Genomic DNA, 24,654 nt, shown 5'->3' on the forward strand with positions numbered 1-24,654 from the left:
GCGCTCGTCAGAACGCGACGATGCCCTCGCCGCCGACCGCGTCGGGCACGGTCACCGAGTCCAGCGCGGTGAGCGAACCGTCGGCGTTGACCTGGAACTCGTCAACGATTCCGGCCGCGCCGGTCTGGACATAGAGGAAGCGGCCGTCCTCGGAGGCCGCGGAGTCGACGGTGCCCGGGTGGGTTGCGGTGTTCCCCAGCGGCTCAAGCACGCCGCGGTCGCCGATCCGGAAGCCGCTGACCGTCCCGCTGCCCGCGTTGGAGGCGTAGACGGTGCGTCCGATCAGGGTGTCCCAGCAGGTGGCCGCCTGGCCGGTGAGCGCGGCGCCCGACTGGGTGGCGGTGCCGTCCGGGTTGACCATCACCGTCGCGACCGCGTTCGGTCCGGCCTGGGTGACCAGCAGGTGCGGGCCGTGCTGGACGAAGCCGAAGGGCACCGCTCCGGGCTGCACGGTGACCACCGGGGCGTCCGCGGGTGCGCCCTCGTGGTCGAGCGCGAAGACCAGCAGGCTGTTGCCGTTGGCCTTGGTGGTCACGACCAGCTGCGAGCCGTCCGCGGCGAACCCGACCTGGCCCGGGGTGTTGGTGAACTGCGGTGTGGCGTTCGGGTCCAGGCCCAGGCAGCGGTTCCAGTCGGTGCGCGGGCTCAGCCGGCGGTCGTGGACGGTGAAGCCCTGGATCGAGCCGCCGTCCAGCGCGTTCAGCACGTAGACGGTGTCCTCGTGCACGGCGACGCTGACCGGGAACCGGCCGCCGGAGCCGATGACCTGACGCTTCATCAGGTGCTCGCCGTCGACCGAGAAGACGGTGACGGTGTCGCTGCCGGCGTTCACCGCGTACAGCAGCGCATGGCGGGCGTCGTAGGTCAGCGACCCCTGCGAGGCCAGGTGGTCGACGACCGAGCCGTCCAGCACGCCGCCGAGGCCGCCGGTGTCGTAGCTGCCGGCGGCGGTCAACCGCCCGTCGTCCCCTCGGTGATAGGCGATGATCCGGTTGCCCGCGGGGTTGTCGGTCTGGACGAACACGGCGTGCCGGGCGCCGTGGTGATCGGCGGCGCCCGCCGCCGGGGCGAGGGCGGCGGTCGTCGCGAGCGCGGTCGCGGCGACGATTCCGAGTCGGGTGAGTGTCTGCACGGGGAGCGGCCTCCTGGGGCGATGAGAGGGAACCGGCGCGGACACGACGCGCTGTGGCTGCGTCAGATCGCTGCGCCTGGATGTCAATGTATAGGACGGTATGTCCCAAATGTTCGAGCCCCACCAGGAGGAAGCAGAGTATGAGAAGACGACTCAGCACGACCCTCGCCACCACCGCCTCACTGGCCGTCACCCTCTCGGCGGGCCTGGCCTGCGCCCCCTCAGCGCACGCCCGCGGGCCCTTCGTCGGCCCGCTGAACACGGTCTCCACGATCGCGTCCACCGTGCCGTCGAACGGCGACCAGAACCCGTACGGCACCGCAGTGGTCCCGGAGAGCATCGGCGACCTGCACAAGGGCGAGGTACTGGTCAGCAACTTCAACAACGCGCAGAACCAGCAGGGCACCGGCACCACCCTGATGCAGATCGCCCGCAACGGCACCGTGCACCAGTTCGCGCAGATCGACCCGGCCCACCTCCCCGGCCCGTGCCCGGGCGGCGTCGGCCTGACCACCGCGCTCTCCGTGCTGCCCGGCGGCTGGGTGGTGGTCGGCAGCCTGCCCACCTCGGACGGGACGTCCGCCACCGCGCAGGCCGGCTGCCTGCTGGTGCTGGACAGCCACGGCACGGTCCGCGAGACGCTGTCCGGCAACGGCATCAACGGCCCGTGGGACATGACCGCGGCCAGTGACGAGCACGGCAGCGACCTCTTCGTCACCAACGTGCTCAACGACACGGTGGCCGGCGGCGGGAGCGTCGTGAACGAGGGGACGGTGCTGCGCCTGCGGCTCTCCCGGGGCCACGACGACCAGCCGCCGCGTCTGGAGTCGACCACCGAGATCGGCTCCGGCTTCGGCGAGCACACCGACCCGGCCGCCCTGGTGGTCGGGCCGACCGGCGTCGGGCTCTCCCGCGAGGGCACGCTCTACGTGGCCGACACCGTGGGCAACCGGATCACCGCGATCCCCGACGCCCTGCACCGCTCCCACTCGGCCGGCACCGGACGGGAGGTCAGCTGCGACAACAGCCTGAACAGCCCGCTCGGCCTGGCGGTCGCGCCGGACGGCGACATCCTCACCGTCAACGCCGGCGACGGCAACCTGGTGGAGACCACCCCCGCCGGCCACCAGATCGCGGTGCGCACCCTCGACTCCACCGGCACCCCGCCCGGCGCCGGCAACCTCTTCGGCCTGGCCGTGGCCCCCGACGAGCGCGCGGTCTACTTCGTGGACGACGCGCCCACCGCCAACACGCTCAACCTGCTCCACAACTAGTCGCCGCGCAGCCTTCGGCCGCACCCCCCGGTGGGGGGTGCGGCCGAAGCGCTCGGGCGTGCGGAGGTTGGCCGGCGGCCCCGCTCTCGGGGTGGTGGGGGCCGCCGTGTCCGGAATGCTAGCCCGGCGCCGGAGCGCTGAGAAGGGCTTTGACCAGCGGGTTTCCCGTCACGGACATGCCACACAACGCTACGGGCGGCGTTTCGGGACTCAGGCCGGAACGAGGATCCCCAGCGCCCCCGGCAGGACCCGGACGTCGGCCGGCAGCGGCCCGGCGCAGTCGCCGTCCGCGTAGGCGTTGATGCCCGCGGACTCGATCCGCAGCGAGGCGGTGCGGTAGGTCGCGACCTCGGAGCGCCGCACGTGGGTGCCGCGGAAGACGGTCGGGAAGAACCGCACCAGCGTGCGCCGGGGCATCGCGCGCACCAGGGTGAGGTCCAGCAGCCCGTCCGCGTGGTCGGCGCCCGGGCAGATCGCCATCCCGCCGCCGTAGCTGCGGGTGTTGCCGACCGCGGCGAGGGTCAGCGGCTCCTCGACGACCGTCCCGTCCGCCAGCACCAGGCGGAACGGCAGCGGGCGCAGGCCCGCCAACTCGACCAGCATGGCGAGGTTGTAGCGCATCCGCCCGCGCGGCCAGGTCAGCCGGTTGGCGCGGTCGCTGACCAGCGAGTCGAAGCCGGCGGCGAGCACCGAGCCGAAGTAGCGGGTGCTGCCGTCGGCGGCGTCGATCCGGCCGACGTCCACCGTCAGCACCTGGCCGTCGGCGATCACGTCGGCCGCCGCCTCCGGGTTCTTCAGCGGCAGGCCGTACTCGCGGGCGTGGTCGTTGCCGGTGCCGGCGGGTATCACGCCGAGCGCGACATCGGTGCCGGTCAGCGCCTGGAGGGCGAGCGCGATCATGCCGTCGCCGCCGGCCACCACCAGCGCGTCCACGCCGTTGTCGACGGCCTCGCGCGCCAGCCGGGCGGCGTCCTGCGGGTCACTGCCGGCCACCGCCTGGACCTGGACGCCGCGCTCGCGCAGCCGGGCGGCGGCGCGGGCGGCGGCCCGGTCGGCATGGCCGCTGCCGGCGGCCGGGTTGCTCAGCAGCACGACGGACGCGATCGGCCGCCGGACCGGCGCGGCGGTCACGGGATCAGCTTGCCGGGGTTGAGGATCCCGGCCGGGTCCACCGCGTCCTTGACCGCGCGCAGGATGCTCACGCCGAGGTCGCCGATCTCCTGGGACATCCAGGGGCGGTGGTCGGCGCCGACCGCGTGGTGGTGGGTGATGGTGCCGCCGGCCGCCATGATCGCGTCGCAGGCCGCCGTCTTGGCCGCCGCCCACTGCGTGATCGGGTCGCCCTGCTGGGCGCCGAGGACGGTGAAGTAGAGCGAGGCGCCGGTCGGGTAGACGTGCGAGATGTGGCACATCACCAGCGAGCTGCTGCCGCCCTCCTGCAACGTGCTCTGCAGTGCGGAGGTCACCGCCGTCTTCAGCGCGTCCAGGTTCGACCAGTCGGTGGCGGTCTCCAGCGTCTCGCACAGCGCGCCGCAGTCCAGCAGCGCGTCACGCAGGTAGGGCGCGTTGAAGCGGCCGTGCTCCCAGGCGCGGGCCGGCTCCGCCCCCAGCGAGGTGCCGCCGGCCGCCAGCAGCACCGCGCGGGTCCGCTCGTGGCGGGCGGCGGTCTGCTCCTCGGTGCCCTCGAAGACGGTGACCGCCAGGCAGCCGGCGGCGACCTGGTCGCCGCCGATCTTCTCCGCCATCGCCAGGTTGACGCCGGTCTCGATCTCGTCGGAGAGCCGCAGCACGGTGGGCCCGGTGCCCTGCTGCTCGACGGCGCGCAGCGCGGCGGCGCCGGTCGCGAAGTCGGGGAAGCTCCAGGCCTCGTGGACCTTGACGGCGGGCAGCGGGTGGACCCGCAGCCGCACCGCGGTGATCACGCCCAGCGTCCCCTCGGAGCCGATGAACAGCTGGCGCAGGTCCGGACCGGCCGCCGAGGCGGGCGCGCGGCCGAGGTCGAGCGCGCCGGCGGGGGTGACCACCCGCAGGCCGCGGACCATGTCGTCGAAGCGGCCGTGCCCGGCGGAGTTCTGGCCGGAGGAGCGGGTGGCCGCGAAGCCGCCGATGGTCGCGTAGCGGAAGCTCTGCGGGTAGTGGCCGAGTTCGAAGCCGCGGGCCGCGAGCAGCTGCTCGGCCTGCGGGCCGGTCAGCCCCGCACCGAGGACGGCCTCGCCGGAGACCTCGTCCAGGTCGAGCAGCGCGTCGAAGCGGCGCAGGTCCAGCGAGAGGACGGCGGTGAACGCGCCGCGGATCGGGTCGACCCCGCCGACCACGCTGGTGCCGCCGCCGAACGGGACGACCGCGATCCGGCGCCGGGAGCAGTGCGCGAGGACCGCGGCGATCTCCTCCTCGGTCCCCGGCAGGACGACGGCGTCGGGCGCGTCCTGCGGCTCGCGGCTGCGCCGGCGCAGCAGGTCGGGGGTGGACTTGCCGCCGGCGCGGGGCAGCCGGTCGGCGTCCGCCGCGCTCACGTTCCACTCGCCGACGATCGCGGCGAGCGCGCTCAGGTCCTGCTCGGGCAGCGCGGAGGGGCGCAGCACCACCTCGTCGGCGGTCGGTGCGCTGCCGTCCGCGGCCGACACCCCGAGCAGCTGCTCCAGCAGCGCCCTGATGTCGTCGGAGAGCGGCTTGGCGAGCGCCGGGTCACCCCAGGCGTCCCAACTCATCGGCGGGAGCGGCAGCTTGGCCGCCGCCGGGGCGGCTGTGGGGTGCGTGTCTGAGGGCATGCGTTACAGTGTTCCACATCATGTCAAGTAGCCACGCAGTCCAAGCCGACCCGGCCGCCGCCCGCAGCGTGGACGACGCGATCCTCGACGCGGCCGCCGAGCTGGTCGTCCACGCGGGCCTGCGCCGCACCCAGCTGGCCGAGATCGCCCGCCGGGCCGGGGTCAGCCGCCCCACGGTCTACCGCCGCTGGCCGGACGTCCGCGCGGTGATCGGCGCCCTGCTCACCCGGGAGATCCACGCCACCCAGGCGCAGGTCGTCCGCGCCGGCGACGACCGCGAGTCGGTGGTCGCCTGGGTCGTGGAGGTCGCGATCCGGGTACGCGACCACGCCGTGCTCGGCGCACTGCTGCGCTCCGACGCGGACGTCCTGCTCGAATACGTGGTGGAACGGCTCGGCACCAGCCAGCGCGGCCTGCTCGACGCACTGCGCGAGGCCGTCGAACTCGGCCAGCGGCACGGCTCGATCCGCCCCGGCGAGCCGACCGAGCTGGCCACCATGGTGCTGCTCATCGCCCAGTCCACCGTCCAGTCGCACCGGATGGTCGCCCAGCTGCTCCCCGAAGCGGCCTGGCGCCGCGAACTGGCCACCGCACTGAACGGATACCTCACCCCATGACCCGTCACGCCGGCACCACCGTCCTCGACTCCCGGCGCCGTGCCGAGGAGTTCGACGCGCTCGCCGACGGCGCCGCGATCGACGTGCTCGTCATCGGCGGCGGCGTCACCGGCGCCGGCGTGGCCCTGGACGCGGCCTCGCGCGGGCTGCGGACCGTGCTGGTCGAGTCGCGCGACCTCGCCTTCGGAACGAGCCGCTGGAGTTCCAAGCTGGTCCACGGCGGCCTGCGCTACCTCGCCTCCGGGCGGGTCGGGGTGGCCCGGGAGAGCGCCGTGGAGCGCGGCATCCTGATGACCCGCACCGCCCCCCACCTGATCCGCGCGCTGCCCCAACTCGTCCCGCTGCTGCCCTCGGTGAGCCGGGCTCAGGCCGCCCTGGTGCACACCGGCTTCCTGGCCGGCGACGCGCTGCGGCTCAGCGCCCGGACCCCGGCGGCCGTCCTGCCCCGGGCCCGCCGAGTCGGCGCGGCCGAGGCCGCCGCGCTCACCCCGGCCGTCCGCACCCAGGGCCTGCGCGGCGCCCTGGTCGCCCACGACGGCCAACTCGTGGACGACGCACGGCTGGTGGTCGCGATAGCGCGGACCGCCGCGCAGTACGGCGCGAGCGTGCTGACCCGGGTCCGGGCCGAGCGGGTCACCGGCAGCTCGGCGCAGCTGACCGACACGCTCACCGGGCAGACGCTGAGCGTGACGGCCCGCGCCGTCGTCAACGCCGCCGGGGTCTGGGCCGGCGAGGTGGACGACTCGATCCGCCTGCGCCCCAGCCGCGGCACCCACCTGGTCTTCGACGCCGCCGCCCTCGGCCGTCCGCAGGCGGCGCTGACCGTCCCCGTCCCCGGCTCGACCAGCCGGTTCGTCTTCGCGCTGCCCCAGCAGCTGGGACGGGTCGTGCTCGGCCTCACCGACGAGGACGCCCCCGGCCCGATCCCGGACGAGCCGGTCCCCACCGACGGCGAGATCGACTTCCTGCTCGCCACCATCAACACCGCGCTGCGCCGCGAGCTGACCCGCGCCGACGTCCGCGGCGCCTTCGCCGGGCTGCGCCCGCTGATCGACGCCGGCGGCGGCGAGACCGCCGACCTCTCGCGCCGGCACGCCGTCCGCGAGTCGCCCTCCGGCGTGATCACCGTGGTGGGTGGCAAGTTGACCACCTATCGGGCGATGGCCGAGGACACCGTCGACGCCGCGCTGCGCGCCCGCGGCCTGACCGCCGGCCCCTGCCGGACCCGCGACCTCCCGCTGGTCGGCGCACCCGGCCACCCCGAGAGCCGGCCGGCTCCGGCGACCGCCCTGCCTGCCTCGCTGCTCGCCCGCCACGGCGGCGCCGCCGCCACCGTCCTCGCCGCGGCCCGCACCGCCCATCCGCTGGACCCGATCGCCGAGGGCCTGGACGTCACCCGCGCCGAGGTGGAGTACGCGCTCACCCACGAGGGCGCCCTCGACGCCGGCGACATCCTGGACCGCCGCACCCGCCTCGGCCTGGTCCCGGCCGACGCCGAACACGCCCGCGCCGCAGTGGAGGCCATCGCCGCCGAGCACCAGCCCTCCTGACCTCGTGGCAGAGTGGGGCTCATGGACTACGTTGCGCATTTCCGTCGCGAGATCCTGGCGTTCGAGGCCGCGGTTCGGCAGGCAGCCGACGCCGACGAAGCGCCCCTGATCCCGTCCTGTCCGGGCTGGTCGGTCTCCGACCTGGTCGTCCACCTGGGCGGGGTGCACCGCTTCCTGCACCGGCTCATCGGGGAACGGCTCATGACGCCGCCGGACGCGGGCGACCTCAGCACCTTCGACCTGCCCGCGGACCTGGCCGACTGGCCGGCCCCGGAGCAGGCACCCAACCGCGCACCGGTGGCGGCGCAGCTCACCGACTGGTTCGCCGAGGGGGCCCGCGCGCTGGAGGAGCAGTTCGTCCGGTGCGGTCCCAACGAGCCGGTCTGGACCTTCGGGCCCGAGCAGACCACCGGGTTCTGGCCCCGCATGCAGAGCATCGAGGCGGCCCTGCACCGCTGGGACGTCGAGAACGCACTCGGCACCGCCGGCCCGATCGACGCCGAGCTCGCGGTGGACGCCGTCACCCAGACCTTCGAGGTGATGGCACCGGCCCGGCGATCCTGGATCCCCTCCCCGCCCGGCGCGGGCGAACGCTTCGGGTTCCGGCAGACCGACGGCCCCGGCCGCTGGTCGGTGCACTTCGACGGCGCCGACGTCCGCCTCACCCGCACCCCCGACGGGCCCGGCGACGTCGAACTCGCCGGTAGCGCCTCGGACCTGACGCTCTTCCTCTGGCAGCGGATCCCGGCCGACCGCCTCACGGTCACCGGCGAGCAGGCCGTCCTCGACCGTTACTTCGCCCTCGTTCCGCCCATCTAACCGCTCTCCTGAGCCCGGCGGGTGCGGAAGGCGGCGGCCTTGGCGCGGTTCTGACAGGCCGTCGAGCAGAACTGCCGGGCGGCGTTGCGCGAGGTGTCGACGTAGACGCGGTCGCACCGGGTGCCCTGGCAGACGCCGAGGCGACCGGCGAGGTCCCCGCCGATCACCATCGCCAGGCCGGTCGCGCACCCCGCGCTCCACCCCACCGCCAGGGAGTCGTCCGCGCCGTGGAAGTGGACCTGCCAGGGCTCGCCCGCGGCCCGGTCCAACTGCGGACGGGCCCCGCTCGAGCGCAGCAGCGGGTTCAGCGCCACCACGGCGTCGTCGATGCGATCGGCGCTCACGGCCTCGAACACCCGCCGCAACTCCTGTGCCGTCCGGGCGAGAGCGGCGGCCTGCCCCGGCTCGATCGCGCGGGGACCGGACGCCGTACCGCCGGGCAGTGCGGCGTCGACGGCCGCGCACAGGTCCGCACCGCGCGGGGCGGTGTACGGCCTGCCGCGCGCCTCCCCGTCGGTCAGGGCGTTGACCAACGAGACGCCCGCATCGAGCAGGACCGCCATGTGACTGTCGAATAGCACTTGACCAGTTACTCCTCTCGGCCCTACCGTTTCGTCACTGACATTACCCGATTCGCCAGTGACGACGACAAGGACGGCCATGGGCCTCATCGCACGCGGCGCCCCCCTGCCCCGCACCGTGTGGCTGCTGCTCGCCGCCCGGACGATCAACCGGCTCGGGGCGTTCTCCCTCTCGTTCCTCGCCGTCCTGGTCCACGCCGACTTCGGGGCGAGCATCGCGACGGCCGGCCTGGTCTGCGCCGCCTTCGGGGTCGCCACCATCCCCTCGCGCCTGGTCGGCGGCCGGCTCGCCGACCGCCTCGGCCGCCGTCGCACCATCGTGCTCGGTCTGACGGGCTGCGCCATCGCCCAACTCGCCATCGCCCAGGCCCAGTCGCTGACCCAGGTCAGTGTCTTCGCGGTGCTGCTGGGCCTCGCCTTCGAGCTCTACGAACCCGCGAGTCAGGCCATCATCGCCGACGCGGTGGGACCGTCCGAACGAGTGCGCGCCTACAGTCTGTTCAACGCCGCCCTGGCCGCCGGTGGCATGGGCGCCGGACTGGTCGCAGCCGCGCTGGGCCGCTGGGACCTGCGCTGGCTCTTCGTCGCCGACGCGCTCAGCTGCCTGCTCTGCGCGGGCCTCATCCAGCTGGCGCTGCCCAGGGATCCGCGCCGAACCGTCCTCCCGCAGGCCTCATCGGACCAGCCCACCGCGATCAGCCCCTGGCGCGACCGCGCCCTGCTGCTGGTGCTCGCCGGCGGCACCCTGTTCGCCCTGATCTACCTGCAGATCATGACCGAACTCCCGCTCACCCTGACGCTGGGCGGCCTGGCCCCCACGGACGCCGGAGTGCTCTTCACCGTCTCGGCCGCCACCATCATCGCCGCCCAGCCCCTCCTCCGCCTCGAACGCCTCGCCGCGCTCTCCGCGCCGGCCGCACTCGGCCTCGGCTACACCCTGCTGGCGGCCGGCGTGGCCGGCTACGCCGTGGCGCACACCCTGACCGCGGCCGCGGCCACCACGATCGTGTGGAGCCTGGGCGACCTGCTGATCATGGGACGTGCCTACGCGCTCGTCGCGGACCTCGCCCCACCCGGCGGCACCGGCCGCTATCTGGCCGTCTACGGCGTCAGTTGGGGCATCGCCGCGGTCGCCGCGCCGATCCTGGGCACCCAGCTCCTCCAGTACTGGGGCCCCACCCTCCTGTGGTCCGCCACGGCAGCCGCCTGCCTGGCCCTGGCCGTCGGCCAACCCCTGGTCGCCCGGGCCGTCGTGAAGCAGAGCTGACGCGGCAGCCCTTGTCACCCGTTCGAGGGGTCGCGCCCCGCACCGGCCGCGCCGGATCGATTCTGCGGCACGAAGCGCGAAGCGCGCGGCGGGTAGCTTGCGGACGGTGACAGCGCCCTCCGCACCCCCCGCACGCCACTTCTCGGTGGATCCCGAGCTGCTCCAGGCCAACGGCCGGGCCCTGCGATGCGTCGGGCAGGCCCTCCCGAACGAACTCCCCGCCCTGTACCGGCCCTCGGACGCGGCGAGCGCCGCACTGGGCGGCTGGCGGACCGCGGCCGCCCTCGACCGCTGCACCGCGGCCTGGACCGAGCGGCTCAAGGCGCTCGCCGCCGAGCTGGACGACAAGGGCGGCCGGCTGGTCAGCACCGCCGCCGGCTACCGCGACGCGAACGCCGCTGTCACCCAGGGGATGACCGAGCTGCTGGCCGCCGACGCCGCGAGCAGAGCAGCCAGAACCCGCGGCACGGTCACCACGCCCTACCGTCCGGTCTTCTGATGATCAGTCTGCGGCAGCTCCAGGACGCCGACCCCGACCCGCTCACCGACACCGGCGCCGCCTACGACACCCTCGCCCGCAGCCTCGCCCGCCACCTGGCCGCCGTCTCGGACATCCACACCGACGCGGCCAACTGCTGGACCGGCGACGCGGCCGCCCAGGCGCAGGCCGTGCTGGCCGTCCAGCGCTCCCAACTGGATGCGGCCCAGAGCGAGTTGCTTGCAGCTGGCACACTGCTGCGGGAGGCCGCCGCCGAGTTCCGCAGCGCGCGGGCAACCCTCGTACAGGCCCTGGCCGAGGCGAGCGCGGCCCACTGCACGGTGGCCGCCGACGGCACGGTCACCGCCCCCGACCCCGATCCGCGCGAGCGCCGCGACCGCTCGGTCAGCGCCGAGCGGGCGGCCGCCCTGCGCAGCCTCAGCACCCGGATCGCCCAGGCCCTGCACGACGCGGACCGCGCCGACCGGCAGCTCGCCGCCCAGCTGGACCGCCTGGCCGAGCACGGCACGGACGGCAGCGGCCTGAGCGTCCGCACCGCGCGCACCGACGCGGCCGCCGCCAGGACCCTGCTCGTCGCGACCCTGCCGCCGGCCAGCGCCGACCCGGTCGCGGTCAACGCCTGGTGGCGCGCGCTGCCCCCGGACGCGCGGCAACTCCTCGTCCAGCGCTGCCCGGAGCTGGTCGGCAATCTCGACGGCGTTCCCGCACTCGCCCGCGACCAGGCCAACCGCAGCACCCTCCAGCAGCTCCTCGCCGCGTACGGCGGGCGGCAGCTCGGCGAGGACGAACAGGCCAGGCTCGCCGGCTTCCAAGCGATCCAGGACCGGCTGGACCGGGACGCCGGCCAGTGGCCGCCGGACCTCCTGTACGGCCTCGCGGACGAGGGCCAGGGGCGGGCCGTCCTCTCCTTCGGCGACCCGGACACCGCCACCGACGTCAGCGCCTACGTCCCCGGCGTCGGGACCGAGCTCGGCAGCGTCGGCGGCAAGGACGGCGACCGGGCGCTCAACGTCTGGAAGGCCGCCCAGCGGGTCGACCGGTCCCGCACGACGGCGTCGATGGTGTGGCTCGGCTACGACCCGCCGCCGGGCCTGGACCGGCTCTCGCCCGGCGATCCGGCCCCGGCGGACGTGCTGAGCCCGGAGCGCGCGGTGCGCGGCGCCCGCTCCTACGACCGCTTCATGGCCGGACTGCGCGCCACCCGCACCGGCCCGCCCGCCCACCTCACCGCCATCGGGCACAGCTACGGCTCACTGACCGTGGGCCTGGCCGGCCGGCAGCCGGGCGGCACCGGCGCCGACGACCTCGTGCTGATCGGGAGCCCCGGCGTCGAGGCCCGCAACGCCTCCCAACTGGGCCTCCCCGCCGACCGCGTGTGGGTCGGCGCCGCCGAGAACGACCCGGTCAGCCACCTGCCCGCCGGCGACCGCGTACGAGCCGACGCCCGCGGCGCGGTGACCGGCGCGGGCCTGGGCGGCCCGTTCGGAGCGGCCGTCGGCGGCTGGCTCGGGGACACCCTGTTCGCGCGCGGCGACAGCCACCGGCTCTGGTTCGGCCCGGACCCGGCGAGCGCCGACTTCGGCGCCCACCGCTTCGACGTCGCCGACGGCCCGCCCGGCTTCGCCTCCCACTCCAACTACCTGGACGACAGCGGCGGCAACTCCCTGCACAACATCGGCCTCATCGTCGCCGGCCACCCCCAGAGCGTCCAGCCCCAGCCACCCCGCTGACGCAGCTACGTCCGGCTGTGATCGGCACACCCAACCGCCGCCGACTGGGCGACACTCCCGAGTGGTAGCCGCCGATTGTCCGCTAAGTCCGATTAGTGTCCCCGCGAGCGGGTTGGTCAACGACCGAGCCGCCGTCACCTGATCCAGTGACCGAGAGGACGCCATGCCAGTCGAACCGGCGCGTGCCGAGAACCGCGAGGACGGCCGCCGAACCGTACTACGCACCCTGCTGGGCGGCGGCGCCCTGGCCGGACTGGCGGTCTCGGCGCAGCTCGGGGCCCCGACGACGGCCCAGGCCCAGCCCGCCCCGCCGACGCCGGCGCCGCGACCCCTCGACCCGTTCGCGGTCGAGGACTTCCAGCCCAGCGGCACCGTCCGCGAGTACTGGCTGCAGGCGGAGTCGTTCGAGCACAACGCCGTGCCCAACGGCTACGACGGCATGACGGGGATGCGCTTCACCGCCGCGCAGACCACCTTCTGGGCGATCGGCCTGCGCGCCTACAGCGCCGACTGGGCGGCCCCGCTCGCACCGGACCTCGGGCCGCAGGGCATCGGTCCCAACACCGGGATCCCGGGACCGGTGCTGCGCGCCCAGGTGGGCGACACCATCCGGGTGCACTTCCGCAACAACGACGACCACTACCGCTGGCCGCACAGCCTGCACCCGCACGGGGTCGGGTACGACCGCGACAACGACGGCGGCTGGCTGGCCGACGAGCCGGACCGGCCGGGAACCGCCGTGCCGTTCGGGGCGAGCTACACCTACACCTGGTGCTGCCGGCCCAGCTCGGCGGGCACCTGGCCGTACCACGACCACTCGGTGCCGCAGTCGATCCCGGTGCCCGGCGCGGCCTCCTCCCGGCCCAGGCCCGACGTGATGGAGATCGGTGCGGAGCTCGGCATGTTCGGCATCATCGCCGTGACCGACCAGCACACGCCGCCGGTGGACCGGGAGTTCGTGCTGTTCTGCCACGACGCCTCGCCCGGCGACGTCCCCTCCCTGGCGCAGAACCTCAACATGTTCAACGGCGGCGCGTTCGTGGACAACACGCCGACCTTCACGGCGAAGGCCGGCGAGCGGGTGCGCTGGCGGATCGCCGCGCTCGGCAACGAGACGCACGTCTTCCACCTGCACGGCCACCGCTGGCGCAGCAACCAGGGCTTCCAGGGGTGGGTGGACTCGCAGATCATCGCGCCCTCCACCACGCTCACCGTCGAGTACACCGAGGACAACCCGGGAGACTGGATCTACCACTGCCACGTCACCCACCACATGATGGGCGGCATGGTCGGCCGCTACCGGGTCACCCCCTGACCCCGGCCGGGGGAACCGTGCGCTCCGGCGCGAGCGAGTTGCCCGCCGGGATGTGTCCGCAGTCGGAGGGAGCCGGCTTGCCGGCGAACCGGTCGCCCAGCCAGGACGCCGCCTTCAGCGCCCAGACCGGCGCCGTTCCGACGTGGCTGAGCAGGTTGTACTGGTCGTAGCTGATCGCGCTGTCGCCGGTGGCGCAGTACTGGTCGGCCAGTGCCCGCACGTCGCCGGCGACCATGACGCCGTCGCCGGTGCCGATGCCGGGCGGGTCACCGAAGGTCCCCTCCAGCACGCCGCCGACACCCTGGGCGATGTAGCCGGGGACGGTCGGGGTGGGGGCCGAGCCCAGGTTGATCTTGTTCACCGCCTCGACGAACGCGGTCGCCGAGTCCGGGTTCGCGTACTGGGGCTTCGCGATCTGCTGCCAGGTCAGGCCGGGGTAGTGGCCCAGTGCGTCGAGGAGCGAGCCGTTCTGCAGCCGGTTGTAGATCTGGACGCCGTAGCTGTTCAGGTACGGCGTCAGATCGATCCCGTACGAGCGGGAGACCCCGATGATCGACATGGGGATGACGCCGGACCAGACCAGCGAGCCGTTGACGTAGTTCAGGTTGTGCGCCGGGTCGACGAGCACCCCGCCCTCGGCGAAGCCGACGAGCTTCCTGTTGACGTCGGGCGCGTAGCTCGGGGCGAGGGCCGCCGCCCAGTCGGTGGCGATGGAGCCGCCGGAGTAGCCCATCAGGCCGAACTTCGTCGCGCCGTTCAGGCCGGTCAGCGGGGAGTTGGTCGCGGCCCGGATCGAGTCCAGGGTGTTGAAGGCGTACTCGGGTCCGGCCGCGAAGTCCGCCGACTGGCCCTCGGTGTCCGGGATGACGAGGTTGTCACCTTGCAGCAGCAGCGCCGAGAGGGCGGCGGACTCGAAGTTGGCGATCGTGCCGCCCAGCGTCACGTTCCCGGCGATGGCCCGGGACGGTTCGTCCGCAGGGTTCAGCGAGTCGTAGAACGACTGGTAGGAGACGGCCTTCGTGCTGCTGCCCGTGATGCTGCGCACCACCGAGGTCACGTTCGCCGCCGGTCGTCCCTGGGCGTCGGTGGTGCGGTAGAGCAGCTGGATCGCGGTGACCGGGGTGGCGATGCCCTCGATGTGGTACGGCAGGGTGCGCGTCCTGAGCACGGTGCCGGGTGCGAACGAGGACAGCGGCGCGCTCCCGCTGTAGGTGCCGAAGGAGTCGGCCGCGGTGCTGCCTGCCGTCGCGGCCCAGGCGCCCGGAACGGCGGCGGCCAGCGCCACGGCCGTGACGGCGACGATGGCCAGGCGTCGAGCGGATCTTCTGTACATGGCTCCCCCGAAGTCGTAAGGCAGGTGTTACTCCTGACTGCGGATTAAGTTACCAACGAGTAAAGCGCCCGTACAGAGACATGACAGCGCGGCCGCCACCGGAGGCATCCCGGTGGCGGCCGCGCGGCGCGGGGCCGGTGCCTCAGCCCCGCCCGGAGGCAGTGCCGAAGACGGTGCCGAGCACGGTCTCCAGCTCCTCCTCGTGCGCGTCCGCGAAGCCCTCGGGCGAGCGCCAGGCCACGAAGCCGTCGGGGCGCACCAGCACCGCCCCGCCGGCCGTCGTCCCGTGCAGGGCGGCCCAGTCCGGACCGGGCTCGGGGAGCAGCTCGTGCTCCGCGCCCTCGCCCACCCGGTAGCAGAGCAGCGGGACGCCGGTGCGCTCGGCGACCCGCAGGCCGGCCCGGTGCCAGGCCCCGCCCTCGGGGCCGCTGAGCAGGACCGGCGCCCGCTCGTACAGGTCGAGCGTGGAGAGCCGGACGCCGTCCCGGTGCACCCACAGGTGCGGTGCGCGCCCGCCGGGTTCGGCCACCGGGCGGAACTCCTCGGGGACGGCCGGGCCGGCCCGGTCGGCGCCCAGCACCGCGCCGCCGGGGTAGCGGTAGCCCAGCACCACCGCGAGCATGCCGGCCTGGCGCCCGACGCCGGGGCTGACGTCGTAGCCGGGGTGGCGGTGCTCGGCCGAGCGGGCGGAGGCGCGGGCGCTGGTGGCCAGCGCCACCGGTCGGCGTTCGGCGTCGTAGCTCTCCAGCAGCCCGGGACCGGCCCAGCCGCCGAGCACGGCGGCGAGCTTCCAGGCCAGGTTGTGGGCGTCCTGGATGCCGGTGTTGGAGCCGAACGCGCCGGTGGGGGACATCTCGTGCGCCGAGTCGCCGGCCAGGAAGACCCGGCCCGCGCCGTAGCGCTCGGCCACCCGTTCGGCGGCGTGCCAGGGCGCCTTGCCGGTGATCTCCACCTCCAGGTCGGGCACGCCGGTCGCGGTGCGGATCAGCTCCGCGCAGCGCCCGTCGGTGAAGTCCTCCAGCGTCTCGCCGCCGTCGGGTCGCCAGGGCGCGTGGAAGACCCAGTGCTGCTGGTTGTCCACCGGCAGCAGGGCGCCGGGGCTCTGCGGGTTCGTCAGGTAGCAGACGATGAACCGGCGGTCGCCCACCGCGTCGGCCAGCTGCTTGGCGCGGAAGGTGATGCTGACGTTGTGGAACAGGTCGCCCTGTCCGGTCAGGCCGATCCCGAGCCGTTCGCGGACCGGGCTGCGCGGGCCGTCGGCGGCGACCAGGTAGTCGGCCCGCACGGTACGGCTCTCGCCGGTGTCGCGGTCGCGGACCACGGCCGTCACGCCGTCCGCGTCCTGCTCGAAGGAGAGCAGCTCGGTACTGAAGCGCAGCTCACCGCCGAGGGCGCGGGCGCTGTCCAGCAGCACCGGTTCCAGGTCGTTCTGGCTGCACAGGCACCAGCCGGACGGGCTGAGCCTGGACAGCGTCCCGCCCGGGTCGATCTGCTTGAACAGCCATTCCTGGTCCGCGCCGGTCAGCGTGTCGGCCTGCAGAATGCCGTGGTTCTCGGCCAGCACCGAGGCGGCCTCGCGGATCTGCTGCTCCACGCCCGCGGTGCGGAACAGCTCCATGGTCCGCACGTTGTTGCCGCGCCCGCGCGGATGGTGCGAGGTCCGCGCATGCCGCTCGATGAGCAGGTGTTCGACGCCGAGGCGGCCGAGGAACAGGGAGGTGGACAGACCGACCAGCGAGCCACCCACGATCAGGACGGGCACACGGTCGTCGACCTTCGACGTCATGAACTCTCTCCAGACACACACGCGGGCCCCGCCGCAGGCGCGCGACGGCCGTTCCCGGCTGCGCTCGATCTATTCCCAACCGCTCCCGGCCGCGAGGGCGTCGACCGGATCTTCACTCGCACGACTCACGCATCGCGCGACATCCGTTGCGGTGCGTAAGCATCGAACGCATGCGATCGGTCGCGCCCAGATTCTGTGGCGGCCCGCGCGATCCGGGACGAGCCGCCCCGCCGCATCCAGGAGGAACGAACACCTTGACCACTCTCACCACCGACCAACGCTCCCCGCGCCCCGCGGTCGACACGCCCCGGCTGCGGGTGGTGCTGCTGCTGGACGTCCTCGACGGGCACCAGGAGCGGTTCCTGATGGCCTACGAGCAGATCCGCCACCAGGTGGCCGACCTGCCGGGCCACATCAGCGACCAGCTCTGCCAGTCGCTGGGGAACTCCTCGCAGTGGCTGATCACCAGCGAGTGGGAGGGCGCCGAGCAGTTCCTCTCCTGGGTGGAGAGCGCCGCGCACCGCAAGTTGGTGGAGCCGCTGCACGGCTGCGTGCGCGACACCCAGTCGCTGCGGTTCGTGATCGCCCGCGAGACGCCCGAGCCCTCGGCCGTCCTGGCCGCCAAGACGCACGCCGTCGCGGCTCCCAGCAAGGCCGGCGCGCGCAAGTCCAAGGTCGACCCGGTGCCCGCTCCCCCGCTGGCCAGCGGCGGCGTGGTCCGGCACGCGCTCACCTTCACGGTCAAGCCGGGCAGCGAGCCGGCCGTCGCCAAGATCCTGGCCGGCTACCGCTCCCCGAAGGCCCGGGTGGACGGCGTCACGCAGCTGCTGCGCACCTCGCTGTTCATGCACGGCAACCGGGTGGTGCGGGCCGTCGAGGTGGCCGGCGACCTGGGCAACGCGCTGCGCCACGTCGCGTCCCAGCCCGAGGTGCGGGCGGTCGAGGAGGCCGTCAACCCGTACCTGGAGGAGGCCCGGGACCTCAGCGACCCGACCTCGGCGCGGACCTTCTTCGCCCGCGCGGCGCTGCCCGCGGTGCACCGCGTGGACGCCGCTCCCGGGACCGCGGGCGAGCTCACCCGGCTGGCGTACCTGCACACCGTGCGCCCCGGCTGCGGCGAGGCCGCCGCCGCGCTGCTCGCCGGCCTGGACCGGGCCGCCGCCGCCGACCCGGCGCAGCCGCTGGTGGCCGCCACGGTGTTCCTCAGCGAGGAGGTGCTGGTCCGGGTGGTCGACCTGCGCGGGCCGCACCGCGAGACGGCTGCCGGTCCGGGCCTGCGCGGCGCGGCGGCCGAGCTCGGCCGACTGCTCGACCTCGGCCCGGGCGGGGACCTCAGCACCGAGGAGGGCGTCCGGCGCTACCTCGGCGACTGCGCGATGCAGCCGGTCACCGACCGCCGCACGCAGGAGTCCTGAACCGGGTCCCCAAGTCCCCACCCGCACCACGAGAGAGCCAGAGAGAGATCATGAGCACTGAGCCAAACCGCATCGTGCACCTCGACCAGACGCAGCCCAACCGCCGGCGCGGCGGCGACCTGCGCGCCCTGCTCACCCCGACGTCGGTGGGTGCCACCAGCGGCTTCATGGGTGTGGCGATCATCCAGCCCGGCGAGCGGATCGGCGAGCACTACCACCCGTACTCGGAGGAGTTCGTCTTCGTCGTCAGCGGCTCGCTGGAGGTCGACCTGGACGGCGACAGCCACCCGCTGCGGCCCGACCAGGGACTCATGATCCCCCGTGACGTCAGGCACCGGTTCCGCAACGTGGGCAGCACCGAGGCGCGGATGGTCTTCCATCTGGGCCCGCTGGCGCCGCGCCCGGAGCTGGGCCACGTGGACACCGAGGAGACCGAGGACGCCGCCCAGCTGGGGGCGAGGACGTGACCCGCCGGGTGGCGGTCACCGGGCTGGGCGTGGTCGCTCCCGGCGGCATAGGCGTACGGGCCTTCTGGGATCTGCTCACCGCTGGGCAGACCGCGACCCGCGGCATCACCCTGTTCGACCCCGAGGGCTTCCGCTCCCGGATCGCCGCGGAGTGCGACTTCGACGCGGTGGCCTGCGGCCTCGACCCGGTGCGGGCCGAACGCTCGGACCGCTACGTCCAGTTCGCGCTGGCGGCGGCCTCCGAGGCGGTCCGCGACTCGGGGCTCGACCTCGGCCTGCAGGATCTGTGGCGGGTCGGTGTGTCACTTGGCTCGGCGGTCGGCGGAACCACCCGGTTGGAGCACGACTACGTGGCGGTCAGCAGCGCGGGCGACCGCTGGGACGTCAGCGCCCGGGGCGCCGGGCCGCACCTGCACCGGGCCTTCTCGCCCAGCGCGCTGGCCTCCGAGGTGGCCGAGGAGATCGGCGCGCACGGCCCGGTGCAGACGGTGTCCACCGGCTGCACCTCCGGTCTGGACGCGGTCGGCCACGCCTTCCACGCCATCGAGGAGGGCAAGGCCGACATCATCGTGGCCGGCGCCGCGGACTCGCCCATCTCACCGATCACGGTGGCCTGCTTCGACGCGATCAAGGCGACCTCCACCCGCAACGACGACCCCGCGCACGCCTCCCGGCCCTTCGACGCCGGGCGGGACGGCTTCGTCCTGGGCGAGGGCGCCGCGGTGCTCGTCCTGGAGGAGCTGGAGCACGCGCGGGCCCGCGGCGCGCGGATCTACTGCGAGATCCGCGGCTTCGCCACCTTCGGCAACGCCTACCACATGACCGGACTCACCACCGAGGGCCGGGAGATGTCGGAGGCGATCGACCGGGCGCTGGCGCAGGCCCGGCTCGACCCCAGCGCGGTGGACTACGTCAACGCGCACGGCTCGGGCACCAAGCAGAACGATCGACACGAGACCGCGGCCGTCAAGCGCTCCCTGGGCGCCCATGCGTACGAGGTCCCGATGAGCTCGATCAAGTCCATGGTCGGCCACTCGCTCGGGGCCATCGGGGCCATCGAACTGGTCGCCTGCGCCCTGGCGTTGGCGCACGGCGTGGTGCCGCCGACGGCCAACTACGAGACCCCGGACCCGGACTGCGACCTGGACTACGTGCCGAAGGTCGCGCGCTCGGCGAAGTTGCGGACCGTGCTCTCGGTCGGCAGCGGCTTCGGCGGCTTCCAGTCCGCGGTGGTACTGGCGCGAGACGACGGGAGGTCCTCATGAGAGCACCGGAACAGCAGCCCAGCGGGCAGCAGGCGGGCCGGCGGGCGGTGGTGACCGGCCTGGGGGTGGTCGCCCCCAACGGCGTCGGGACCGACGCCTTCTGGAAGGCGGTGCAGCAGGGCCTGCCGGTGCTCGGCCCGGTCACCCGCGAGGGCTGCACCGGGCTTCCGCTGCGGGTGGCGGGCCAGGTCAACGACTTCGACCCGGCCGGGCTGATCGAGAGCCGCTTCCTGGTGCAGACCGACCGCTTCACCCACTTCGCCATGGCGGCGGCCGATCTCGCCCTGGCCGACGCGCAGTTGGCGACCGACCCGGAAGCACCCTTCGCCATCGGCGTGGTGACCGCGGCGGGCTCCGGCGGCGGCGAGTTCGGGCAGGGCGAACTCCAGCAACTGTGGGGCCAGGGACCGCACTTCGTCGGCCCCTACCAGTCCATCGCGTGGTTCTACGCTGCCAGCACCGGCCAGATCTCCATCCGCGGCGGCTTCCAGGGGCCGTGCGGGGTGCTGGCCAACGACGAGGCCGGCGGGCTCGACGCGTTCGCGCAGGCCTGCCGGACGATCAGGCGCGGCACGGACGCGGTCGTGGTCGGCGCCACCGAGGCGCCGCTCGCGCCGTACTCGGTGGTCTGCCAGCTCGGCTACCCCGAGCTCAGCCTCGCCGAGGACCCGCAGCGCGCCTACCTCCCGTTCACCGAGGACGCCTGCGGCTTCTCGCCGGCCGAGGGCGGCGCGATGTTCGTGGTGGAGGAGGAGGCCGCGGCGCTGCGGCGCGGCGCGCGGATCCGCGCGGTGGTCGCCGGGCACGCCGCGACCTTCACCGGCACCGGCGGCTGGGACCGGTCCCGCCAGGGGCTGGCCCGGGCGATCCAGGGCGCCCTGGCGGAGGCCGGCTGCTCGGCCGCCGACGTCGACGTGGTCTTCGCCGACGCCCTGGGCGTGCCCGCCGCCGACCAGGCCGAGGCGCTGGCGATCGCCGACGCGCTCGGCCCGCACGCCGCCGACGTACCGGTGACGGCGCCCAAGACCGGCTTCGGCCGGGCCTACTCCGGCGCCTCGGCGCTGGACGTGGCAGCGGCCGTGCTCGCACTGGAGCACGGCGTGGTGCCGCCGACCCCCAACATCACCGAGGTGCGCCACGACCTCGACCTCGTCACCGGCCATCCCCGCCAGGTCCGGCTGCGCACGGCACTCGTGCTGAGCCGCGGCCTGATGGGCTGCAACGCCGCCCTGGTGCTGCAACGCGCCGACGACGACCCGAAGCGCTACGCAAGGAGATGACCATGAACAACCCCGTGACCTTCGAGGACCTCGCCGCCCTGATGAAGGGCCGGGCCGGCCTGGCGGTCGACCCGTGGGAGATGGAGCACCAGCCCGAGGCGGCCTTCGCCGACTACGGCCTCGACTCGCTGGGCCTGCTCGGCATCGTCTCCGAGCTGGAGAACCGCTACGCCGTCGCGATCGGCAACGACCCGGAGACCTGCCGGACCCCGCACGAGTTCCTCGAACTCGTCAACGCGCAACTCACTCTTGGAGCCTGACATGACCGGACACACCGACAACCAGATCGTCATCTCCGCACCCGTGGACCTGACCTGGGAGCTCACCAACGACCTGGAGCGCTGGCCGCAGCTCTTCAGCGAGTACGCCTCCGTCGAGGTGCTCGAGCGCGACGGGGACCGGGTGACCTTCCGGCTCACCATGCACCCGGACGAGAACGGCAAGGTGTGGAGCTGGGTGTCCGAGCGGGAGGCCGACAGGACCTCGCTCACGGTGGAGGCACGGCGGGTGGAGACCGGCCCGTTCGAGCACATGAGCATCCGCTGGGAGTACGAGAAGGTCCCCGGCGGCACGTCGATGCGCTGGATCCAGGACTTCGCGATGAAGCCCACCGCGCCGGTGGACGACGCGGGGATGACCGAGCACATCAACCGCAACTCGCGGATCCAGATGGAGCTCATCCGCGCCAAGGTCGAGCAGCACGCCAAGGAGACGGGGCGAGCGGCTCCGGCGGCCATGCCGCGCTGAACCGGACAGTGTGCGGGCCCGATCGGGCCCGCACCTCCGTTTTCCCTTATCGAAAGGACACCACAGAGATGCACCGCGCCCTGATCGTCGCCCGGATGCGACCGGACGCCGCCGAGAACATCGCCGAGACCTTCGCGGCCTCCGACCGCGGGGAGCTGCCGGGCCTCATCGGGGTCACCGGCCGCAGCCTGTTCCAGTTCGGCGACCTCTACCTTCACCTGATCGAGGCCGACCGCCCGCCCGGCCCCGCGGTCGCCAAGCTGCACGGCCACCCCGAGTTCCGCGACGTCAGCGACCGGCTGGCCTCGTACGTCCAGGCATACGACCCGGCCACCTGGCGCGAGCCGAAGGACGCGATGGCCCGCGAGTTCTACCGCTGGGAGCGCACGCTGGGCTGACCCTCCCCCGGCGCGAGCAACCCGGTCACCGCTTCGGTGGCCGGGTTCGTGCGTGTCCGGGGCCCATCGGTGCGGACGCGCCGCAGCCCGCGTTCCACGGCGGGAACGCGGGCTGCGGGCCGGGGCCGGGGCCGGGCGGGGCTAGCCGGCCACGGTGGCCTCGAAGGCGTGCAGGTAGGCGTTGACCGGGCGGATCTCGCCGACGGTCAGCCCGGCCTCGGTCATCAGCGCGATCAGGCTGTCCTTGGAGTGCTTGGCACCCCCGACGTTGAGCAGCAGCAGCAGGTCCATCGCCGTGGTGAAGCGCATCGAGGGGCTGTCGTCGATCAGGTTCTCGACGACCATCACGCGGGCGCCGGGAGGGGCGGACTGAACGATGTTGCGCAGCGTCATGCGGGTGCTGGCGTCATCCCACTCCAGGATGTTCTTGATGATGTAGAGGTCGGCCCGGACCGGGACGGCGTTGCGGCAGTCGCCCGGGACCAGCTGGACGCGCGGGGCCAGCGGGCCGCCGTCCCGCAGGCGCGGATCGGCGTTCGCGACCACCTTCGGGAGGTCGAGCAGGGTGCCGCGCAGCGCCTCGTCCTTCTCCAGCAGGCTGGCGAGCACGTGGCCCTGGCCGCCGCCGATGTCCACGACGCTGGACACCCCGGTGAGGTCCACGAAGTCGGCGAGATCCTGCGCGGACTGCCGGCTGGAGTGCGTCATGGCCTGGTCGAAGACCCGGGCTGAGTCCCCCGCATCGCTGTGCAGGTAATCGAAGAAGCCCTTGCCGTAGAGGTCGGCGAAGACGTCCTTGCCGGAGCGGACCGCCTCGTCCAGCAGCGGCCAGGCCTCCCAGGTCCACGGTTCGGTGCACCAGAGGGAGATGTAGCGCAGGCTGTCGGGTGAGTCCTCGCGCAGCAGGCGGGACATCTCGGTGTGGGTGTAGCGGCCGTCCTCGGTCTCGGCGAAGACGCCGTAGCAGGAGAGCGCGCGCAGCAGGCGGTGCAGGGGCTGCGGCGCGAGGCCGAGTTCGGCGGCCAGCTCCTCCACGGTGGCGGGCGTCTCGCCCAGCGCGTCGGCGACGCGCAGCCGGGCGGCCGCGCGCACCGCGGCGGCGCAGGCGGCGCCGAACACGAGTTCGCGCAGCCGCATGGCGGGGAGCTGGGTGGCGGGGGGTGCGGGGGCGGTACTGGGTGCGGTGGGCATGGAGGCCGTCTTTCTCCTGGGGGGAATTCGGACAGGGACCGGTCAGCAGTGGCCCGCGGGCTCGGAGACCTGGCAGTCGTTCTTGGCGAAGGAGTCGCCGAGGCCGGTGTCGCGGTCGGCGAGGTCGGACGGGCCGTTGCCCCTGACCGCGTTGTCGCGGACGGTGACGCCCGTACTGGCTCCCCCGTTGAAGCTGCGGAACAGCACGACCCCGCCGGACATCGGCGAGGCGCCGACGTTGTCCCGGACCTGGTTGCGCGTCACCAGCGTGTCCTCCACGCCGGTCAGCACGATGCCGACGCCTTGCAGGTAGGGCAGCCGGTCGTTGGGCGGGCAGTAGGCGTTGTTGGCGTCCACCGTGTTGTCGCGGACGGTCAGCGCCCCGGCGCGCGGGCGGCCGTCGTCCCCGACCACGAACACCCCGCTGCAGTTGGCGCGGATGGTGTTGCGCTCGACCGCGAGGTTGCGGGCCCGGCGGACCACCACGCCGATCCGGTTCGCGGAGAGGTCGTTGTCGCCGATCACCGCGCCCTGGGTGTCGATCGCACCGCCCTTGCCGTCGGCGATGTTCGCCAGGAAGACGCCGGCCTGTCCGTTGCGCCGGGCGGTGTTGCCCACCAGCACGCCGCGGGTGGACTTCTCCTGCGCGATACCCTCCTCGCCGTTGTCCTGGACGAGCAGGCCGCGCACGGTCATCCGGTCGGTCTCCGAGCCGGAGACGCCGTTCTTCGGGAAGCCGGCGACCGTCAGCGACTCGATCCGCACGTCGGCGACCGGGTGGCCCGGCGTCCCGGTGACGCAGATGCCGTGGCCGGCGGCGCCGCAGGCGTTCGCGGAGGGCTGGGCGCCGGGCGTGATCACCGTCCGGTCGCCGACACCGCGCAGCGTCAGGCCGGGTCGGCTGATCTGCACGCTCTCGTGGTAGGTGCCGGGTGCGAGCTGGATGGTGTCGCCCGGGCTCGCGGCGTCGACGGCCTGCTGGATCGACTCGCCGGGCATGACGGCGTGCCAACCGGCGGCGTGCGCCGGCGGGGCGAGCACCAGTGGCGTTCCGAGCGACATTCCGAGCGCCAGGGCGGTCCCGGCGGCCGTGCTCGCCAGGTGAAGGGCCCGCGATGTGGGCATGAGTGCCAACCTGCTTTCCAGGATCCCGGCGAGGCGGTGTCGTGCTCGACGGCGAAATCTGATCGGGGTTCGGTGTTCCGTCGGCGGTGTCGCGC

23 protein-coding genes are annotated in these 24,654 nt (G+C 73.8%); 15 read left to right on the forward strand and 8 right to left on the reverse strand.

From position 1 onward, the window contains the following. Positions 1 to 7: 7 nt before the first annotated feature. Positions 8 to 1,132 carry a beta-propeller fold lactonase family protein gene (locus P3T37_RS25500; RefSeq protein ID WP_280726182.1) on the reverse strand — a complete coding sequence of 375 codons (1,125 nt, stop codon included), beginning with the start codon at positions 1,130 to 1,132 and terminating at the stop codon, positions 8 to 10. A 140-nt stretch (positions 1,133 to 1,272) separates the two neighbouring features. Between P3T37_RS25500 and P3T37_RS25505 the strand changes: the two genes are divergently transcribed. After that, positions 1,273 to 2,406 carry a hypothetical protein gene (locus P3T37_RS25505; RefSeq protein WP_280726183.1) on the forward strand — a complete coding sequence of 378 codons (1,134 nt, stop codon included), beginning with the start codon at positions 1,273 to 1,275 and terminating at the stop codon, positions 2,404 to 2,406. A 210-nt stretch (positions 2,407 to 2,616) separates the two neighbouring features. On the opposite strand, the gene P3T37_RS25510 is transcribed toward P3T37_RS25505, so the two are convergent. Both P3T37_RS25510 and P3T37_RS25515 read right to left on the reverse strand, forming a co-directional pair. Continuing rightward, positions 2,617 to 3,537, reverse strand: a complete 921-nt coding sequence (locus P3T37_RS25510) for a diacylglycerol kinase (protein ID WP_280726184.1) — start codon at positions 3,535 to 3,537, stop codon at positions 2,617 to 2,619. Continuing rightward, positions 3,534 to 5,114 carry an FAD-binding oxidoreductase gene (locus P3T37_RS25515; RefSeq protein WP_280726230.1) on the reverse strand — a complete coding sequence of 527 codons (1,581 nt, stop codon included), beginning with the start codon at positions 5,112 to 5,114 and terminating at the stop codon, positions 3,534 to 3,536. Before P3T37_RS25515 ends, P3T37_RS25510 begins: the two co-directional genes overlap by 4 nt. An 80-nt stretch (positions 5,115 to 5,194) precedes the next feature. On the opposite strand from P3T37_RS25515, the gene P3T37_RS25520 reads away from it, so the two are divergent. From P3T37_RS25520 to P3T37_RS25530, 3 genes are read left to right on the forward strand one after another with little or no spacing between them, the layout of a single operon-like run. Further along, the gene (locus P3T37_RS25520) at positions 5,195 to 5,791 is read left to right on the forward strand and encodes a helix-turn-helix domain-containing protein (RefSeq protein WP_280726185.1); all 597 of its coding nucleotides are present in this window, start codon (positions 5,195 to 5,197) and stop codon (positions 5,789 to 5,791) included. Beyond that, positions 5,788 to 7,341, forward strand: coding sequence for a glycerol-3-phosphate dehydrogenase/oxidase (locus P3T37_RS25525; RefSeq protein WP_280726186.1), 1,554 nt, complete (start codon positions 5,788 to 5,790; stop codon positions 7,339 to 7,341). Before P3T37_RS25520 ends, P3T37_RS25525 begins: the two co-directional genes overlap by 4 nt. A 21-nt stretch (positions 7,342 to 7,362) precedes the next feature. Continuing rightward, positions 7,363 to 8,160 (forward strand): maleylpyruvate isomerase family mycothiol-dependent enzyme, encoded by a 798-nt coding sequence (locus P3T37_RS25530; protein ID WP_280726187.1) that lies wholly within the window; start codon positions 7,363 to 7,365, stop codon positions 8,158 to 8,160. Here the strand turns inward: P3T37_RS25530 and P3T37_RS25535 are convergent. Continuing rightward, complete coding sequence (locus P3T37_RS25535) at positions 8,157 to 8,741, reverse strand: CGNR zinc finger domain-containing protein (protein ID WP_280726188.1); 585 nt, start codon at positions 8,739 to 8,741, stop codon at positions 8,157 to 8,159. The genes P3T37_RS25530 and P3T37_RS25535 overlap by 4 nt on opposite strands. A 79-nt stretch (positions 8,742 to 8,820) precedes the next feature. Here P3T37_RS25535 and P3T37_RS25540 point away from each other — a divergent pair, with 79 nt between their 5' ends. The 4 genes from P3T37_RS25540 to P3T37_RS25555 all read left to right on the forward strand — a co-directional run bounded on the left by P3T37_RS25540 (position 8,821) and on the right by P3T37_RS25555 (position 13,552). Further along, positions 8,821 to 10,008: an MFS transporter gene (locus P3T37_RS25540; RefSeq protein WP_280726189.1), complete on the forward strand. Its 1,188-nt coding sequence runs from the start codon at positions 8,821 to 8,823 to the stop codon at positions 10,006 to 10,008. A gap of 106 nt (positions 10,009 to 10,114) precedes the next feature. Beyond that, positions 10,115 to 10,507 carry a hypothetical protein gene (locus P3T37_RS25545; RefSeq protein WP_280726190.1) on the forward strand — a complete coding sequence of 131 codons (393 nt, stop codon included), beginning with the start codon at positions 10,115 to 10,117 and terminating at the stop codon, positions 10,505 to 10,507. Then, a complete protein-coding gene (locus tag P3T37_RS25550; RefSeq protein WP_280726191.1) occupies positions 10,507 to 12,237 on the forward strand; it encodes an alpha/beta hydrolase in 1,731 nt (576 codons plus the stop codon). Before P3T37_RS25545 ends, P3T37_RS25550 begins: the two co-directional genes overlap by 1 nt. 163 nt (positions 12,238 to 12,400) lie before the next feature. Further along, entirely contained in the window at positions 12,401 to 13,552 is a 1,152-nt protein-coding gene (locus P3T37_RS25555) for a multicopper oxidase domain-containing protein (protein WP_280726192.1), read from the forward strand. Here the strand turns inward: P3T37_RS25555 and P3T37_RS25560 are convergent. Together P3T37_RS25560 and P3T37_RS25565 are read right to left on the reverse strand one after the other, a co-directional pair. Next, positions 13,542 to 14,885 (reverse strand): lipase family protein, encoded by a 1,344-nt coding sequence (locus P3T37_RS25560; RefSeq protein ID WP_280726193.1) that lies wholly within the window; start codon positions 14,883 to 14,885, stop codon positions 13,542 to 13,544. The two genes, P3T37_RS25555 and P3T37_RS25560, sit on opposite strands and share 11 nt — an antisense overlap. Before the next feature lie 142 nt (positions 14,886 to 15,027). Beyond that, positions 15,028 to 16,671: an FAD-dependent monooxygenase gene (locus P3T37_RS25565; protein WP_280726194.1), complete on the reverse strand. Its 1,644-nt coding sequence runs from the start codon at positions 16,669 to 16,671 to the stop codon at positions 15,028 to 15,030. Positions 16,672 to 16,925: 254 nt separating this feature from the next. Here P3T37_RS25565 and P3T37_RS25570 point away from each other — a divergent pair, with 254 nt between their 5' ends. The 7 genes from P3T37_RS25570 to P3T37_RS25600 all read left to right on the forward strand — a co-directional run bounded on the left by P3T37_RS25570 (position 16,926) and on the right by P3T37_RS25600 (position 22,243). Further along, positions 16,926 to 18,086 (forward strand): SchA/CurD-like domain-containing protein, encoded by a 1,161-nt coding sequence (locus P3T37_RS25570; RefSeq protein ID WP_280726195.1) that lies wholly within the window; start codon positions 16,926 to 16,928, stop codon positions 18,084 to 18,086. A gap of 50 nt (positions 18,087 to 18,136) precedes the next feature. After that, on the forward strand, positions 18,137 to 18,553 hold the full coding sequence (locus P3T37_RS25575; protein WP_280726197.1) for a cupin domain-containing protein: 417 nt from the start codon (positions 18,137 to 18,139) through the stop codon (positions 18,551 to 18,553). Then, positions 18,550 to 19,818: a beta-ketoacyl-[acyl-carrier-protein] synthase family protein gene (locus P3T37_RS25580; protein ID WP_280726198.1), complete on the forward strand. Its 1,269-nt coding sequence runs from the start codon at positions 18,550 to 18,552 to the stop codon at positions 19,816 to 19,818. The genes P3T37_RS25575 and P3T37_RS25580 overlap by 4 nt, the downstream gene beginning before the upstream one ends. After that, the gene (locus P3T37_RS25585; RefSeq protein ID WP_280726199.1) at positions 19,815 to 21,098 is read left to right on the forward strand and encodes a beta-ketoacyl synthase N-terminal-like domain-containing protein; all 1,284 of its coding nucleotides are present in this window, start codon (positions 19,815 to 19,817) and stop codon (positions 21,096 to 21,098) included. The genes P3T37_RS25580 and P3T37_RS25585 overlap by 4 nt, the downstream gene beginning before the upstream one ends. Positions 21,099 to 21,100: 2 nt before the next feature. After that, a complete protein-coding gene (locus tag P3T37_RS25590) occupies positions 21,101 to 21,358 on the forward strand; it encodes an acyl carrier protein (protein ID WP_280726200.1) in 258 nt (85 codons plus the stop codon). A 1-nt stretch (position 21,359) separates the two neighbouring features. Then, a complete protein-coding gene (locus tag P3T37_RS25595) occupies positions 21,360 to 21,845 on the forward strand; it encodes an SRPBCC family protein (RefSeq protein ID WP_280726201.1) in 486 nt (161 codons plus the stop codon). Positions 21,846 to 21,913: 68 nt separating this feature from the next. After that, on the forward strand, positions 21,914 to 22,243 hold the full coding sequence (locus tag P3T37_RS25600; RefSeq protein WP_280726203.1) for a TcmI family type II polyketide cyclase: 330 nt from the start codon (positions 21,914 to 21,916) through the stop codon (positions 22,241 to 22,243). Between the two features lie 141 nt (positions 22,244 to 22,384). Here P3T37_RS25600 and P3T37_RS25605 read toward each other — a convergent pair whose 3' ends face one another. Next, positions 22,385 to 23,434, reverse strand: coding sequence for a methyltransferase (locus P3T37_RS25605; protein ID WP_280726204.1), 1,050 nt, complete (start codon positions 23,432 to 23,434; stop codon positions 22,385 to 22,387). Positions 23,435 to 23,476: 42 nt separating this feature from the next. Continuing rightward, a complete protein-coding gene (locus P3T37_RS25610; RefSeq protein WP_280726205.1) occupies positions 23,477 to 24,559 on the reverse strand; it encodes a right-handed parallel beta-helix repeat-containing protein in 1,083 nt (360 codons plus the stop codon). Positions 24,560 to 24,654: the final 95 nt, after the last annotated feature.

Origin of the sequence: Kitasatospora sp. MAA4, from assembly GCF_029893355.1 — a bacterium.
Classification (GTDB): domain Bacteria; phylum Actinomycetota; class Actinomycetes; order Streptomycetales; family Streptomycetaceae; genus Kitasatospora.